This window comes from Vibrio sp. TRT 17S01 (assembly GCF_050113695.1).
Lineage (GTDB): Bacteria > Pseudomonadota > Gammaproteobacteria > Enterobacterales > Vibrionaceae > Vibrio.
Genome location: NZ_JBNJOG010000001.1, coordinates 99,660 through 114,010, shown reverse-complemented (window position 1 = coordinate 114,010; position 14,351 = coordinate 99,660). Strand labels below are relative to the sequence as shown.

The following is a 14,351-nucleotide window of genomic DNA, read 5'->3' as shown; positions in this document are numbered from 1 at the left end:
TACCATGCAAACTTTGAGCACTATTCAAAACCAACTGGGCATGATGACATGGCCTTTGATCATCATGTCGTTTTTAACCATGGTTATCCTGATTGAGCGCACCATCTATATGCTGCTCAATAGCCGTACTCACACAACAGAAATCCTAAAACGAGTACATCAGCTTGATTTTTCCAATCCGAACCACGTCGATGCTTTTATCGAACAGAAACTTCAAGGAAAGCAACTGATCTTTCAATCAATGCGTATGTTGCTCAGCCACCGTCACTTTACCAAGCCTTTGCGAGAAGAAGCCGTTGGGATCTGGCTATTTAAAAAACGACAACAGTTTCGCTCTGGTATCCGCCTGCTTTCAATGATCGGGGTGATCAGCCCGTTAATAGGCTTACTCGGGACTGTTTTGGGCTTAATGGAAATGTTTAAAGGCATCACTTCAACGGCTGGTGCTATTTCTCCAGCCACCTTGGCTGATGGGCTTGGCCTTGCCATGACCACTACTGCTGCTGGCCTTATCATCGCACTTCCAGCCATTACCGGAGCGCAATTGCTCAGTATGTGGGTTGAGAAAACGCTGGCGAAGATTGAATACACTTTAAACCACAGCAATTTACATATTGAAGGGATCTCTATCGATCCCTTTGCTGGCAATCCAAGCACGCATCGCGTGATCACCGACGAGGTGGTGTAATGATTCAATCACACTCTCGTTTCAACGATGAAGAATTTAAACCCGATCTCACACCAATGATCGACATCATCTTTATCGTCATGGTCTTTCTACTGCTCACTGCAAACGTCAGCGTTCAAACGCTCAATATCGACATTCCCAAAACGGAAGAAGTCACTCAATTATCCAGACCAGACAAACCCGTGATTTCAATTGGGATCCTGCACGGCGAGGAACAGAAATGGGCACTCGACGGTCAGCGTTTCAGTCACTGGGATGCCTTTACTCAAGCACTTTTAAAAGCTCGTAATGAAGCATCAGATAAACCGTTTGTGATCGCAGCAGATAAAAAAGCCGATGTGGAGTCCATGCTCAACTTACTAGCCTTTATGCAGAAACACCAAATTTCCGCCACCAATATTGTTATGGAAGAACAACGATGAAAACGCTTATTTGGGCACTTAGCCTACTCCTCTCATCGACAACAGTGCTTGCTCATCATGAAGCAACACATCAGAACCGCATTATCAGCGCTGGCTCTAGTATCACGGAACTACTCGTGGCACTTGGCGCCAAAGACCAACTCGTTGCGGTTGATGTCACCAGTAAAAAGTACAATGTCGATGGTCAACTGCCTCAAGTGGGTTATCACCGCCAATTATCCGCTGAAGGGCTCATGGCACTCGCTCCAACACACCTTATCGGCTCGCATGAAATGGGGCCAGAAAGCACATTAACTTTGCTTAAGAACGGCGGCATTAACGTTGTTACTGTGCCATCAGGCGACACCGAACAAGATCTGTTTGCTCGCATTGATAAGATTGCGCAGATCACAGGTACAGAAGCCAAAGCGAAGGCGCTCAAAAGCACGATACATCAAAAGCTGACAACCGTGCAGTCACGTCATATTGAACAAGCACCCAAGGTCATGTTTGCCATGCTGACTAAAGGACGACCAGCAACCATTGCCGGTGACGAAACCACCATTGATACCATCATCAGTCTCGCCGGTGGCAACAACCCGGCTAGAACCGAAATGCGTTCCTACAAACCGGTTTCGCAAGAAGCCATCGTGGAGATGCAGCCCGACTATCTACTGGTCACCAAGCGAGCTTGGAATGCACTTGGAGGTAAGGAAGGCATTCTCAAAGAATTCCCACTTTTAGCAGCCACACCAGCCGCCAGCCAAAACCGTATTGTCGCCGTCAATGGCAGTGCCATCATTGGTGGCTTGGGGCTTGAGAGTTTGGAGTTAGTCGATGAGCTCTTTCAGAGCTTTGCTCAAACATCAGCCCAATAGACAGGCTCTAAGATGACTGACGCGCGTATGCTTTCAGCCAAATCACTGTGTATTGTTGCCGCCATAGCTTTATACCTTGCCATGGTTGCTTCCATCAGTGTCGGACCGATGAACATCAGTTTTTGGGATAGCATGAAATCACTGATCCCTGCCAGCAGTGACGGATTGCCTGCCCATATCACCATGATCGTGCAACAAGTGCGCCTGCCGCGAACGTTGCTTGCCATTGCTGTGGGTGGGATTCTTGCAATCAGTGGAGCGGTGATGCAGGGGCTATTTCGCAATCCTTTGGCTGATCCGGGCATTATTGGTGTGTCTTCCGGGGCGGCATTAGGCGCTGCGATTGCCATTGTTCTGTTTGGCGAGCTTGCCGCTCAATACCCTAACCTCTTACTGTTTGGAACTGTCCCTATGTTCGCCTGTATTGGCGGCGCATTAACTACCTTTATCGTCTACCGACTTGGCACTGGAAGCACGGGCACCTCCGTTACCATGATGCTGCTTGCTGGCGTAGCGATCTCAGCATTAGCAGGCGCTGCCTTGGGCCTACTCAATTACTTTGCCGATGACCAAGCACTGCGCGATCTCTCTTTATGGACTATGGGATCATTGGCAGGCGCCAATCCCAAAAGCTTATGGCTTGCGTTTAGCACTTTACTGATATTATTTGTGGTGTATTACTGCGATGCCAATAAGCTCAATGCCATGCTACTTGGCGAAGCCGAAGCTCGTCATATGGGTATTAATGTTCAAGCACTAAAACGTAGGCTCATTATCCTTGCAGCCGCAGGTGTTGGGGTCACCGTCGCGCTAAGTGGCATGATTGGTTTTATTGGTTTGATCGTGCCTCACTTGGCACGCATGATGATTGGGCCAAATTATAAATCGCTGTTGCCCGTGACTTTGCTGATGGGTGCACTACTGCTTTTGATCGCCGATATGATGGCTCGGACTGTGGTTGCCCCATTGGATATGCCAGTGGGTATCGTCACCGCCTTACTCGGCGCGCCATTTTTCGTCTGGTTGCTGATCAAACAAAAAGGACGCCTCTAATGTTTGCCGTATTTAATCAGACCAAGCAAAATCAACCTGAACAAGAGATTTTATACCAAGGCCAACAAACCGTAGCGATTCAGCAACTCTCGGTGACTTTGGGTGGCCGAGATGTTTTACAAGATATCGACCTTACCCTAAACCGCGGCGAATTTACTGCATTGCTCGGCCCAAATGGCACAGGTAAAAGCACTTTGCTGAAAGCATTAACTGGAGAGCTTGCAGCACAGGGGCAGTTCGAGGTGTTTGGCCAACCGCGTGATACTTGGCCAACGAGCACATTGGCAAAACATCTGGGGGTACTGCCTCAAAACAGTTCATTGTCATTTAATTTTACCGCCAGAGAAGTAGTGGCACTTGGCGGGATTGGCCTCACAATGAGTAACACTGAACTTGCTCAAGTGGTGCAAGACAACATGACACAAACCGACGTGCTCCACTTAGCTCTACGTGCCTATCCCACTCTTTCGGGTGGTGAAAAACAACGCATTCATTTCGCCCGAGTACTGACTCAGTTGCATCAAAGTGGCAGTAACAAAATCTTGCTACTGGATGAACCAACCTCGGCACTGGATATTCACCACCAGCACAGTACACTTGCTCTGGCACAATCTTTATCCAAAGCAGGTGCAACGATTGTTGCCGTGTTGCATGATTTGAATCTGGCAGCACAATACGCAGACAGATTGGTGATTTTGAATCAAGGGAACATTGTCGCCGATGCCCCACCTGCATCAGCATTGCAGGTAGATATCATTGAACAGGTCTATCACCACAGAGTCGCGGTGATACCTCACCCAGAATATGGTCATCCCGTCGTCATTGCTTCTTAGCGTCAACCAAAAAGCCCCAGTCACATGACCGGGGCTTTTAGGTGAAACGAGACTACTTAGTGATGATCTCTGGTCCCATCAAGGTCGTCGGTAACCAAGTGGACACCCAAGGAACATACGTCACGATAATCAAGAACAAGAACATCACCGCAACCCATGGCAATGCGGCTTTCACCACTTGCATCATCGACATTTTGGCGACCCCGGCGGTCACAAACAAGTTGAGACCAACAGGCGGGGTGATCATGCCGATTTCCATGTTCACCACCATCATGATACCAAGATGAATTGGATCAATACCGAGTGCGATCGCAATTGGGAAAACCAAAGGGGCAACGATGATCAATAGCCCTGAAGGTTCCATAAATTGGCCACCAATTAGCAGCAATAAATTCACCACAATCAAGAAGGTGATTGGTCCAAGCCCGGCAGAAAGCATCGATTCAGTGATCATTTGAGGGATGCGTTCTTCTGTCAGTACGTGCTTTAAGATCAGCGCATTGGCGATGATAAACAGCAACATAATGGTGAGCTTACCCGCCTCGTAAAGCGTGTGTTTGGTGTCTTTGTGGACAAAAGCTTGCAACACTTTCACCAACATCGGCTTGGTGTTCTGCTGATCAGCAAACGGGCCCATGTCTTTGTAAACAAAGTTAGCAATCAAGAAAGAGTACACCGCGGCCACGGCAGCGGCTTCCGTTGGGGTAAACACACCCCCGTAAATCCCACCTAGGATGATCACCACCAGCAATAAACCCCAACTGGCGTCTTTAGCTGACTCAAACATTTCCTTCCAACCAACAAATGGCTGTTTAGGTAAGTTCTTCACTCTGGCTGCGATATAAATTGCGATCATCAACATCACACCCGCTAAAAGGCCCGGGATCACGCCACCCAAGAACATTCGGCCCACTGACACATCAGTCGCCGCGGCATACACCACCATAACGATTGATGGCGGGATCAAAATCCCCAGTGTACCTGCGTTACAAATTACCCCAGCGGCAAATTCTTTGGAGTAGCCGTTTTTGATCATCCCCGCAATAACAATACTACCGATGGCCACAACCGTTGCAGGCGAAGAACCTGAAAGCGCAGCAAACATCATACATGCCACGACCGACGCCATTGCTAAGCCGCCGCGGAACCAACCAACCATCGCAATAGCAAAACGGATGATCCGCTTCGCCACGCCACCGGTCGACATAAAACTGGAGGCCAAAATGAAAAACGGGATCGCCAATAAGGTGTAGTGCCCAGCGAAAGCATTAAACAGTGTTTGAGCAACGGAAGCCAACGAGGCATCAGAATGCATCATCAAAAAGAGGATACTGGATAGTCCCAATGAGACAGCAATTGGCACACCAATAAGCATGAAGCCAATCACCATTATGAATAAAATCAGAATATCCATGGTTTAGTGCTCCTTGCCATTTTGATTGTTATCAGATTTTGGCGCCATCGCCTCGCCGGCTTGTGCCATATCGGCTTTTAACGCCTCTAAGTCTTCTTCTGCTTCATGACCTGCAATCAAGCGATCAAGTTTACCCGTCGCGATTTGAATCGTGGCTTGAAGAAAGCGAAACGTCAGCAAAGCCATGCCGATCGGTAATGCCATGTAAGGAATAAAACGAGGTAACTTTTCGTAGCGTTCGCCTTCGTTGAGCCAATCCGCAAGAAACTGCAGCATTTCAGGCATCGGAATATCGTCGGTTTCATACCACGCACGTTCAGTGGCAAACGGATACCAATAATTCCATGAACCAATGAGCAACAATATTGAAAACGCTAAGCAGCAAGCCGCTGCCAACAGCGCATACACTTTACGTAAGTTATCTGGGGCAAGGTTAATGATGACATCGACGCCAATGTGGAAATGCTTTTTCACGCCGTAGGACGCACCAACCAGCACCATCCAAGCAAACATGAAAACCGTAAGCTCTAATGCCCAAAGAATGTTGTCGTTAAATACGTAGCGAAAAATCACGTTGGCAAATGTCAGCAACGTCATCGCTCCAAGAAAGAATGCAATCAAGCTCTCCTCAATTGCATCGGTTGCTTTTCCGACCTTAGAAAAAATAGACTGATCCATATACTACTTCGCTCTAATTATAATGTTGCATGCCACCGAAAAGCAGGAGCTCTCGTTCCCGATACGAAGAGCCCCTGTTCGGTGATTTAGTTGTTTGAAGCCAATGCCGCTTCAATCAGATCAGAACCTATGTCCTTTTCAAACTTCTTCCATACTGGCTGCAGTGCCGTTACCCAAGCTTGGCGTTGCTCTGGCGTCAACGCGCGCACTTCACCACCCGCTTCAATGATGTTGTTCTTATTGGCTAAGTTCACGGCTGTAGATTCCGCATTACGCTGCTGAGTAACCTCTTGGATAATGGTGTTGAGCTGCTCACGCTGATCAGCTGGTAACCCTTTCCAAAAGTCATTCGATGTCACAACTAAGTAATCAAGAATGCCGTGATTGGTTTCTGTGATCCCGTCTTGTACCTCGAAGAACTTTTTACCGTAGATGTTCGACCAAGTATTTTCCTGACCATCAATAACTTTGGTTTGTAGACCGCCATAGACTTCTTTGAATGACATCTTCTGTGGGTTGGCACCAAGCTGTTCAAACTGAGCCACTAAAACATCCGAAGCTTGAACACGGAATTTCAGCCCTTTGGCATCCATTGGGGAAAGCAATGGTATGTTTGCCGACATCTGTTTCATGCCGTTGTGCCAAAATGCTAGACCTTGTAAACCGCGGCGCTTCATTGCATTTTTCAGTTTTTCACCAGATTCTGAGTTTTGGAAACGGTCTACCGCTGCTACGTCTTCAAACAAAAATGGCAGATCGAAGATACGGTATTTTTTCGTGAACTTTTCAAACTTGGAAAGAGAAGGGGCAGCAAGTTGCACGTCACCATTTAGCAGCGCTTCTAGCACTTTATCATCATCATAAAGCGTCGAGTTTGGGAACACCTGCATACATACCTTACCATTCATCTCTTCATTCACGCGTTGTTCCAGCAGTGAAGCAGCAATGCCTTTTGGGTGTTTGTCGGTATTGGTCACATGGCTAAATTTAATGACGGTTTCACCCGGATCACAATTTGCCATAGCATTAAAACTGGTAAGTACGACAGCAGATACAGACAGTAGAGTCAAAGGCTTAAACATCGTTATTCTCCTTGTTAATGAAACAACCCCATCTTTGGGTGTTGATAATCAATAAAGAGCAAAGAACAGACCAAGAGTTTACATTTTTATAACATTATTTGTTTTTCAATTGGTTAGAAGAAAAATAAGGGATTTATTGAGGTATGTTAGACAAGTACATCATCTATTTTGGGTGGGAAATGACCCATGATAAAAAAGAAACGGGTGGGAATTAACACAATTCCCACCCGCAGAGCAGGAGTTCATAAATGTGAGGAGAGGGGCAAGTGGAAGGAGACTAAACCATGCCCTCTCCTCCATCTAAGATTAGTAGGTACGCTGTTGATGTGCCACATAAACCGATAACCTTGCAGCCATACAAAAACCTCTCGTACCACTATGTATAAGCATAGACGCTATTGATAGATTTGTAATCACAATCAAATGAAAGGGGTACATCCTCAACCTAGTGGCAAGCAACACCAGTTTATCCCCCGCAAGCACCGCAGCCAAAGCCGCGGATTGAGGATGTACGAATTCGAATTAGAAGTCGATGCGTTGCTCTGTTTGCGCGTCAAAATAAACGGCTTTATCTAAGTCAAAATGCAGCCCTGCCAATTGCCCCACTTGGACATCAAACTCTGGCGATAAGCGACACGCCACTTCTTGATCATTGACTTTAATCATCGCAATAGTGTCTGGCCCCGTGGGTTCCAGAACCTCTAATTGAATATCAAGTTGAGTGGTCGCTTGTGATTCAGGATTTTGCTTTTCGGTAATGTGCTCAGGGCGAAGTCCAATCACGATCTCTTTGCCATCTTGCTCACGCATAGACGCTGGCAGCTTAATGTGATGCTCTTGGTCGTTACTGCCCTTCACTTTAATTATTGGCTGCTCTTGCTGATCCAAATCCACCATGGTTTTAATGAAGTTCATTGACGGTGACCCCATAAAACCAGCAACAAACATATTGTTTGGTTTGGTATATATCTCGTGAGGCGTCCCTAGCTGTTGTAAAACGCCATCTTTCATCACCGCGATACGATCGGCTAACGTCATGGCTTCAATTTGATCGTGCGTGACGTAAACAATGGTGGTGTTGAGCTGCTGATGCAAGCGTTTGATCTGATGACGCATTTCCACACGAAGCTTGGCATCAAGGTTCGAAAGCGGCTCATCAAATAAATACAATTTAGGTTTACGAGCCAGCGCTCGACCCATTGCGACTCGCTGACGCTGACCACCCGACAATTGGGAAGGTTTACGATCCAGTAAGTGGTCAATTTGCAGCATTTTCGCCACGCGCTGTACTTCTGCATCGATTTTCGCTTGCGGCATTTTGCGAATTTTTAGCCCAAACTCGATGTTGCCACGCACCGTCATATTCGGATACAGCGCGTAAGACTGAAACACCATGGCGATATCACGATCTTTCGGTTCAATTTGAGACACATCTAAGCCATCGATAACAATCTCACCAGAGCTAATATTTTCAAGCCCAGCAATGGTGTTCATTAGGGTGGATTTACCACATCCCGACGGGCCAACCAAAATCAGAAACTCTCCCGAGTCGATGCTGATATCAATCCCTTTTAAAGTCTCTTGATCCGCTTTTGGATAGGTTTTGCGGATCTGTTTAAGTTCAAGTGTTGCCATGTTAATTATCCTTTTACTGATCCCGCTGTTAATCCACGGACAAAGTATTTCCCTGCTAAAACATAAACCAACAACGTCGGCAGTGCGGCGATGATGGCGGCCGCCATATCAACGTTATATTCCTTAACCCCGGTACTGGTGTTCACCAAGTTATTCAGCGCGACGGTAATTGGCTGGGTTTCTGAGCCGGAATACACCACACCAAATAAGAAATCATTCCAAATCGCGGTAAACTGCCAGATCACCGTCACCATGATGATCGGAGTCGAGATCGGCAGCAGAATTTTGAAAAAGATGGTGAAGAAACCCGCACCATCCAACTTCGCGGCTTTGATCAGTTCATCAGGGACCCCGATATAGAAATTGCGGAAGAACAAGGTGGTAAAAGCCATGCCGTATATCACATGTACCAGAACAAGCCCGGTGGTGGTATTGGCTAAACCCAGCTTCCCGAGCACGGCTGCCATCGGTAATAAGATAACTTGAAACGGGATAAAGCACCCAAACAGCAACAAGCTGAAAAACAGGTTTGAGCCACGAAATTGCCATTTGGTCACAACGTAACCATTAAATGCCCCCAATAGGGTTGAAATCGCCACCGCTGGGATCACCATTTGAAATGAATTCCAGAAATACCCTTTAACCCCTTCACATTTCACGCCGGTACACGCGCTATCCCAAGCCTTATACCAAGCATCAAATACCCACTCTTTTGGCAAACTCATCAAGTTACCCGCTTTAATATCTGGCAAGGTTTTAAACGAGGTGATCACCATGACAAACAGAGGCATCAGGTACACTAAGCAGAAAAAGGTTAACGCGCTGTAGATAAACAGCCGTGCAAAATTGATCTGACTACTCATGATTTTTTCTCCCTCAATTCGGAATAGAGGTACGGCACTAGAATCGCCAGAATGCCAGCAAGCATCATCATGGCACTCGCTGCACCAAGACCTATCTGACCACGAGTAAATGAGTGGGCGTACATAAATAACGCAGGTAAATCCGATGAATAGCCCGGTCCGCCAGCGGTCATTGCCGTCACTAAATCAAAACTCTTAATCGCAATGTGAGAGGTGATGATCACCGCACTGAAAAATACAGGACGCAGGCAAGGTAAGATAATGCGCCCATAAATGGTGGGTAGGCTCGCCCCATCGATTTGCGCCGCTTTGATGATGGAAGAATCAATGCCACGCAGCCCAGCCAAAAACATGGCCATCACAAAACCGGAAGACTGCCACACCGCCGCAATCACCAGCGTGTAGACCGACATCTCGGAATCCACCAGCCAGTTAAAAGAAAAGTCACTGAATCCCCAATCTTGCATCAATTTTTCAATGCCAAGACCCGGGTTGAGAATCCATTTCCACGCTGTACCGGTCACAATAAACGACAGCGCCATCGGGTAGAGATAAATTGTGCGAATCGCGCCTTCCTGACGAATGTTTTGGTCCAGCAAAATCGCGAGCCCCACACCCAGTCCAATGGCGACCAGCATGAACAACAATCCAAAAATACCAAGGTTGGTGATCGACGTGATCCAGCGATCATTGTCCATCAACTTTTCATACTGATCGAAACCGATGAAGTTGAAACTTGGTAAAAAGCGCGAGTTGGTCATCGACAGCGCCGCTGTCCAGAATATGTAGCCATAGATGCAGACAATAGTGACCAATACCGTAGGTGCTAATACGATTTTTGGTAACCAATGTTGCAACTTATCGGCAAAACTGAGCTTCGGTGCTGACTTCTTGCCAGACCGATTCAATACATGCTCCATAACGAATCCTTACGTTTTAATGCTGAGCATTGTTCCGGCTCAGATAAGGAAAGGGCGAGACAGGCTCCCCACAAGCCTGACCGCCCTTGGGGGTGTACGGTGGTTCAGGCTAATTAAATGGCTGCTTTAACCGCTTTAGCCAGCTTTTGTGCCGCTTGTTTTGGATCCGCTTTTGGATCGTTGAAAAAGTTCGTCACCACATCAAAAATCGCACCTTGTGCGTAACTGGTGGTCGATAGGCCATGCGCCATACTTGGCACCAAGTCACCTGATTTCGCGCTGGCTTTAAAGGTCGCCATTGAATCGAGGGCACATTGGTCAAATTTCGCCATGTCCATATCCAAACGAACCGGGATAGAACCCTTGTTGAGGTTAAAAACTTCCTGGAAATCTTTCGTCAGAATAGTACGCGCCAAATCTTGCTGCGCTTTTTGATTGTCTTTATCGCTTAGCTCAAAGAAAGCAAAGCTATCGATGTTAAATGTGAACTGACCATCCGTCCCCGGAGCTGGCGCACAAATGTAATCTTTACCCGGTACTTTCCCGGCAGCACTGAACTCACCTTTGGCCCAGTCGCCCATGATTTGCATAGCCGCTTCACCATTGATCACCATCGAGGTCGCGACGTTCCAATCACGTCCCGGTGAATTGGCATCAATGTAATCACGGATTTTTTTGAACTTAGTGAAGACTTCCACCATTTTGTCGCCAGAAAGGACGTCCATGTCGAGGTCAACAAAGGCTTTGTTGTAGTCTTCGCTACCTAAAACGTCTAACGCGACCGCTTCAAAAACCGTAGCGTCTTGCCAAGGTTGGCCGCCATGAGCCAATGGTACAAACCCTGCTGCTTTGATTTTTTCTGCCGCGACAAAGAACTCATCCATTGTGGTCGGTAGGCTAACACCCGACTTTTTCAATACTTCTGGGTTGGCCCAAATCCAGTTTACACGGTGAACATTGACTGGCACTGCAACGTACTCACCATCAAACTTCATCACTTTGGTTACCACCGATGGAAGAATGCCATCCCAATTTTCTTGTTTTGCCGTGGCATCAAGCGAAGTGAGAAAGCCTAAACCACCCCACTCTTGAATATCGTGGCCTTTGATTTGCGCAGCTGATGGTGGGTTGCCTGATACGGCGCGTGTTTTAAGTACCGTCATGGCCGATTCACCGCCACCGCCAGCGACCGCAAAATCTTTCCATGTGTGGCCTTGCTGTTCGAGCATTTGTTTGAGTACCGCAGCCGATTTCGCTTCACCACCAGCAGTCCACCAGTGTAGTACTTCGACCTCACCAGCTTGAGCAAAGCTGGCGGCAGACATCAGCGAAAGAGTAAGTAGGGTTTTGTTCATTTTCATTGTTATCTTCCATGTATTGGATTAGACACTGGGCCGACAGCTCTCTGACCCCAAGCATTCTTGCTTGTACAAAAACCAGTCTATCCAAATAGAATTTTTTGATTGAAACAAACCGTAATGCCAATGTAACACGTTTGTTACACTACACCTCTAACCCCGGTGGAATAAAGACTTGCGCCCGAAGACCACTATTTGGCAAGTTATCAATAATGAGATCTCCGCCATGTCCATGAAGGATATTGCGGCAAATTCCCAGCCCTAAACCGTGGCCTTTATCATCTCTGGCTAAGCGAAAATACGGCTCGAACACCGCTTCTAATTTGTCTTCTGGGATCCCTTGTCCTTGATCAGTTATCGTTACAGTGATCCACTCTTCAGAACGTGAAATCGTCACCTCGGTTTCACCACCGTACTTAACCGCATTTTCAATAAGATTACTCAGCACACGCTTTATCGCCAGTGGCTTTGCTACCACTGACCCTATATTGACTGGCGTAAAGTGCACCCACTCTTGTGCTTGGTTATGCTGCTCGATGACCGAATCGATCATGTCATTAAGATCAATGTAGGCGTTATTTTCATGCATATCCGTATCTTTAACGCACTGCAATGCCCCTTTCACCATCATCTCTAACTCATCTAAGTCTTTGTTAAACTTGCTGCGTTTCACATCACTTTCTAACAGTTCTGCTCGCAAGCGCAGCCGAGTGATTGGAGTTTTTAAGTCGTGAGAAATGGAAGAAAACAAGTGTTCTCTGTCAGCGACATAACGACGGATCCGCTGCTGCATCCGGTTAAACGCCCGGGTTGCCGTCACCAACTCACTGGCCCCGTCTTCTTGGATTGGGGGCTGGTCAATATCCATGCTCATTTCATTTGCTGCTTTGGCTAAACGCTTAAGCGGTTTCACCTGACGGCGCACCAATAAATAGGTAAGAATGAGCAAAATCGTAGTCGAGAGGAACAAAAACACTATCTGTTCCCTGTCAATCAAAGTGTCATCAAGCGTGACGTATGGCGCTGGCAAAAGCGCGGCAATATAAACCCACTCCGACGGCGCGATTTCGATTTGCACCACCAAGACTGGTGGGTCAATCGGTGACAAGGTAAGCGTATGATGTGCCCAAGATTTAGGGAGATCATGCAAGTAAATGTCGTTTTTCAGCAAACGCAAATTATCTGGATGAGAAAAGTCCACTGAGATGGCAGAGGCCTTGGGAAGTTTATTGTTCAAGACCTGTTCAATGGCGGCTATCGAGGCCATTTTTAATTGAGTGTCAGCAATCGGTTCTACAACCAACTGAGCTTTATTAAAAGAAACGAAAAAGCGCGTCCCGCCCATATTACGGATTTGGTCGAGCACAATATGGCGATAGCGCACCGGCAGAGATTGGAAAAAGGTCACGGTGGAGGCAAACATATTGGCCATGCTTTCAGATGCATCACGAATACCTGCCAGCTCTTTTTGTTTTGATTCGCTATACCAAATCGCTGTTGCTATCCCTTGCGCCAATAATACAGCCAACAAGGTCAGCCCCAACGTTCTTGACACCAAAGAGTTGGGCTTCAAGCTTTTCAACCAGCGCCATGGATTAATGTTCATAGCTGACCGGCACTGCCAAAATGTACCCATTCCCACGCATGGTTTTTATGTATTGCGGGTACTTGCCACTGTCGCCCAATCGCTGGCGCAAACGGCTTAACTGCACATCAATCCCGCGCTCAAATGGCAAGGCTTCGCGCCCTCGCGTTGCAAAAGAAATGGTATCGCGATCCAACACTTCATTTGGACGATTTAAGAACAACATAAGCAACGCAAAATCACTGCCAGATAAGTCATGGGTTTGCTGATTCTCAAGGTGAGTAATTCGATGAGCCAAAGTATCCAATTGCCAGTCACCAAAGGTGATTTGCTTGGGTAAACTGTCGCTTGGCTTCTCTTCTGGTAATTGAACTCGTCTTAGCACCGCTTTAATCCGAGCCGTTAAATGACGTGGGTTGAATGGTTTGGCAATGTAATCATCAGCACCAATTTCTAAGCCAATAATTTGATCGGTATCGTCCGAGACCGCCGTTAACATAATAATCGGGACACTTGACTCTCGCCGCACCTGTTGGCACAGCGTAAAGCCGTCATCACCCGGAAGCATGACATCCAACAGGATCAAATCAGGAAAGCCGTGATTGTTCAGGTGTTCTCTCAACTGTTCCCCATCGGCAACCGCCATCACCTGATAGCCAGTTTTTGTTAGGTATTCGTCTAACAATTCCCTAATTTCTTGATCATCATCGACAACAAGTATTTTCGCGTTCATTGCTCAGACCGCTCGCTACTACTGAAATTAAGGGTAGTTTAGATAGTTGCCTCTCGCATTCTTATTGATAAGTTTGAAGAATTTGAACAGATAGCAGATTTACATCACATCTTTTTAACAAAAAAGACATTAAAGCAATTCCCTCTCCAAAAACGACACTTTATGTCTAAGCTTTAGCTTAAAGAACGTCAAACTTAGGCATGAATAATAATGAAATTACTTGCTGATAT

Annotated in this window: 14 protein-coding genes; 5 read left to right on the top strand and 9 right to left on the bottom strand. The window is 46.8% G+C overall.

Features of this window, described 5'->3' with window-relative positions; all coding sequences use genetic code 11:
• The first annotated feature begins 4 nt into the window (after positions 1–4).
• The 5 genes from ACQEXS_RS00470 to ACQEXS_RS00450 are packed head-to-tail and all read left to right on the top strand — an operon-like array spanning position 5 to position 3,853.
• Positions 5–688: a MotA/TolQ/ExbB proton channel family protein gene (locus ACQEXS_RS00470; RefSeq protein WP_367988537.1), complete on the top strand. Its 684-nt coding sequence runs from the start codon at positions 5–7 to the stop codon at positions 686–688.
• Entirely contained in the window at positions 688–1,110 is a 423-nt protein-coding gene (locus ACQEXS_RS00465; RefSeq protein WP_427012465.1) for an ExbD/TolR family protein, read from the top strand. Before ACQEXS_RS00470 ends, ACQEXS_RS00465 begins: the two co-directional genes overlap by 1 nt.
• Positions 1,107–1,967, top strand: coding sequence for a heme/hemin ABC transporter substrate-binding protein (locus ACQEXS_RS00460; protein ID WP_427012464.1), 861 nt, complete (start codon positions 1,107–1,109; stop codon positions 1,965–1,967). The genes ACQEXS_RS00465 and ACQEXS_RS00460 overlap by 4 nt, the downstream gene beginning before the upstream one ends.
• Positions 1,968–1,979: 12 nt before the next feature.
• Positions 1,980–3,020, top strand: coding sequence for a FecCD family ABC transporter permease (locus ACQEXS_RS00455; RefSeq protein ID WP_427012463.1), 1,041 nt, complete (start codon positions 1,980–1,982; stop codon positions 3,018–3,020).
• Positions 3,020–3,853, top strand: a complete 834-nt coding sequence (locus tag ACQEXS_RS00450) for a heme ABC transporter ATP-binding protein (RefSeq protein ID WP_427012462.1) — start codon at positions 3,020–3,022, stop codon at positions 3,851–3,853. Before ACQEXS_RS00455 ends, ACQEXS_RS00450 begins: the two co-directional genes overlap by 1 nt.
• A 52-nt stretch (positions 3,854–3,905) precedes the next feature.
• On the opposite strand, the gene ACQEXS_RS00445 is transcribed toward ACQEXS_RS00450, so the two are convergent.
• The 9 genes from ACQEXS_RS00445 to ACQEXS_RS00405 all read right to left on the bottom strand — a co-directional run bounded on the left by ACQEXS_RS00445 (position 3,906) and on the right by ACQEXS_RS00405 (position 14,121).
• A complete protein-coding gene (locus ACQEXS_RS00445) occupies positions 3,906–5,267 on the bottom strand; it encodes a TRAP transporter large permease (RefSeq protein ID WP_427012461.1) in 1,362 nt (453 codons plus the stop codon).
• Positions 5,268–5,270: 3 nt separating this feature from the next.
• Positions 5,271–5,945: a TRAP transporter small permease gene (locus ACQEXS_RS00440; protein ID WP_427012460.1), complete on the bottom strand. Its 675-nt coding sequence runs from the start codon at positions 5,943–5,945 to the stop codon at positions 5,271–5,273.
• A gap of 86 nt (positions 5,946–6,031) precedes the next feature.
• On the bottom strand, positions 6,032–7,027 hold the full coding sequence (locus ACQEXS_RS00435) for a TRAP transporter substrate-binding protein (protein ID WP_427012459.1): 996 nt from the start codon (positions 7,025–7,027) through the stop codon (positions 6,032–6,034).
• A gap of 522 nt (positions 7,028–7,549) precedes the next feature.
• Complete coding sequence (locus ACQEXS_RS00430) at positions 7,550–8,662, bottom strand: ABC transporter ATP-binding protein (RefSeq protein WP_427012458.1); 1,113 nt, start codon at positions 8,660–8,662, stop codon at positions 7,550–7,552.
• Positions 8,663–8,667: 5 nt separating this feature from the next.
• A complete protein-coding gene (locus ACQEXS_RS00425; protein ID WP_367988527.1) occupies positions 8,668–9,525 on the bottom strand; it encodes a carbohydrate ABC transporter permease in 858 nt (285 codons plus the stop codon).
• Positions 9,522–10,445, bottom strand: coding sequence for a carbohydrate ABC transporter permease (locus ACQEXS_RS00420; protein ID WP_427012457.1), 924 nt, complete (start codon positions 10,443–10,445; stop codon positions 9,522–9,524). The genes ACQEXS_RS00425 and ACQEXS_RS00420 overlap by 4 nt, the downstream gene beginning before the upstream one ends.
• 113 nt (positions 10,446–10,558) lie before the next feature.
• Positions 10,559–11,806 (bottom strand): ABC transporter substrate-binding protein, encoded by a 1,248-nt coding sequence (locus ACQEXS_RS00415; protein WP_427012456.1) that lies wholly within the window; start codon positions 11,804–11,806, stop codon positions 10,559–10,561.
• 142 nt (positions 11,807–11,948) lie between these two features.
• On the bottom strand, positions 11,949–13,409 hold the full coding sequence (locus ACQEXS_RS00410) for an ATP-binding protein (protein WP_427012455.1): 1,461 nt from the start codon (positions 13,407–13,409) through the stop codon (positions 11,949–11,951).
• Entirely contained in the window at positions 13,399–14,121 is a 723-nt protein-coding gene (locus tag ACQEXS_RS00405) for a response regulator (RefSeq protein WP_427012454.1), read from the bottom strand. The genes ACQEXS_RS00410 and ACQEXS_RS00405 overlap by 11 nt, the downstream gene beginning before the upstream one ends.
• Positions 14,122–14,351 lie beyond the last annotated feature (230 nt).

Excerpts from the sequence above, each read along its gene's own strand:
- ACQEXS_RS00450 (WP_427012462.1), top strand. The coding sequence starts at position 3,020 with ATGTTTGCCGTATTTAATCAGACCAAGCAAAATCAACCTGAACAAGAG.
- ACQEXS_RS00445 (WP_427012461.1), bottom strand. The coding sequence starts at position 5,267 with ATGGATATTCTGATTTTATTCATAATGGTGATTGGCTTCATGCTTATT.
- ACQEXS_RS00465 (WP_427012465.1), top strand. The coding sequence starts at position 688 with ATGATTCAATCACACTCTCGTTTCAACGATGAAGAATTTAAACCCGAT.
- ACQEXS_RS00420 (WP_427012457.1), bottom strand. The coding sequence starts at position 10,445 with ATGGAGCATGTATTGAATCGGTCTGGCAAGAAGTCAGCACCGAAGCTC.
- ACQEXS_RS00430 (WP_427012458.1), bottom strand. The coding sequence starts at position 8,662 with ATGGCAACACTTGAACTTAAACAGATCCGCAAAACCTATCCAAAAGCG.
- ACQEXS_RS00405 (WP_427012454.1), bottom strand. The coding sequence starts at position 14,121 with ATGAACGCGAAAATACTTGTTGTCGATGATGATCAAGAAATTAGGGAA.
- ACQEXS_RS00455 (WP_427012463.1), top strand. The coding sequence starts at position 1,980 with ATGACTGACGCGCGTATGCTTTCAGCCAAATCACTGTGTATTGTTGCC.
- ACQEXS_RS00435 (WP_427012459.1), bottom strand. The coding sequence starts at position 7,027 with ATGTTTAAGCCTTTGACTCTACTGTCTGTATCTGCTGTCGTACTTACC.
- ACQEXS_RS00415 (WP_427012456.1), bottom strand. The coding sequence starts at position 11,806 with ATGAAAATGAACAAAACCCTACTTACTCTTTCGCTGATGTCTGCCGCC.
- ACQEXS_RS00410 (WP_427012455.1), bottom strand. The coding sequence starts at position 13,409 with ATGAACATTAATCCATGGCGCTGGTTGAAAAGCTTGAAGCCCAACTCT.
- ACQEXS_RS00470 (WP_367988537.1), top strand. The coding sequence starts at position 5 with ATGCAAACTTTGAGCACTATTCAAAACCAACTGGGCATGATGACATGG.
- ACQEXS_RS00425 (WP_367988527.1), bottom strand. The coding sequence starts at position 9,525 with ATGAGTAGTCAGATCAATTTTGCACGGCTGTTTATCTACAGCGCGTTA.
- ACQEXS_RS00440 (WP_427012460.1), bottom strand. The coding sequence starts at position 5,945 with ATGGATCAGTCTATTTTTTCTAAGGTCGGAAAAGCAACCGATGCAATT.
- ACQEXS_RS00460 (WP_427012464.1), top strand. The coding sequence starts at position 1,107 with ATGAAAACGCTTATTTGGGCACTTAGCCTACTCCTCTCATCGACAACA.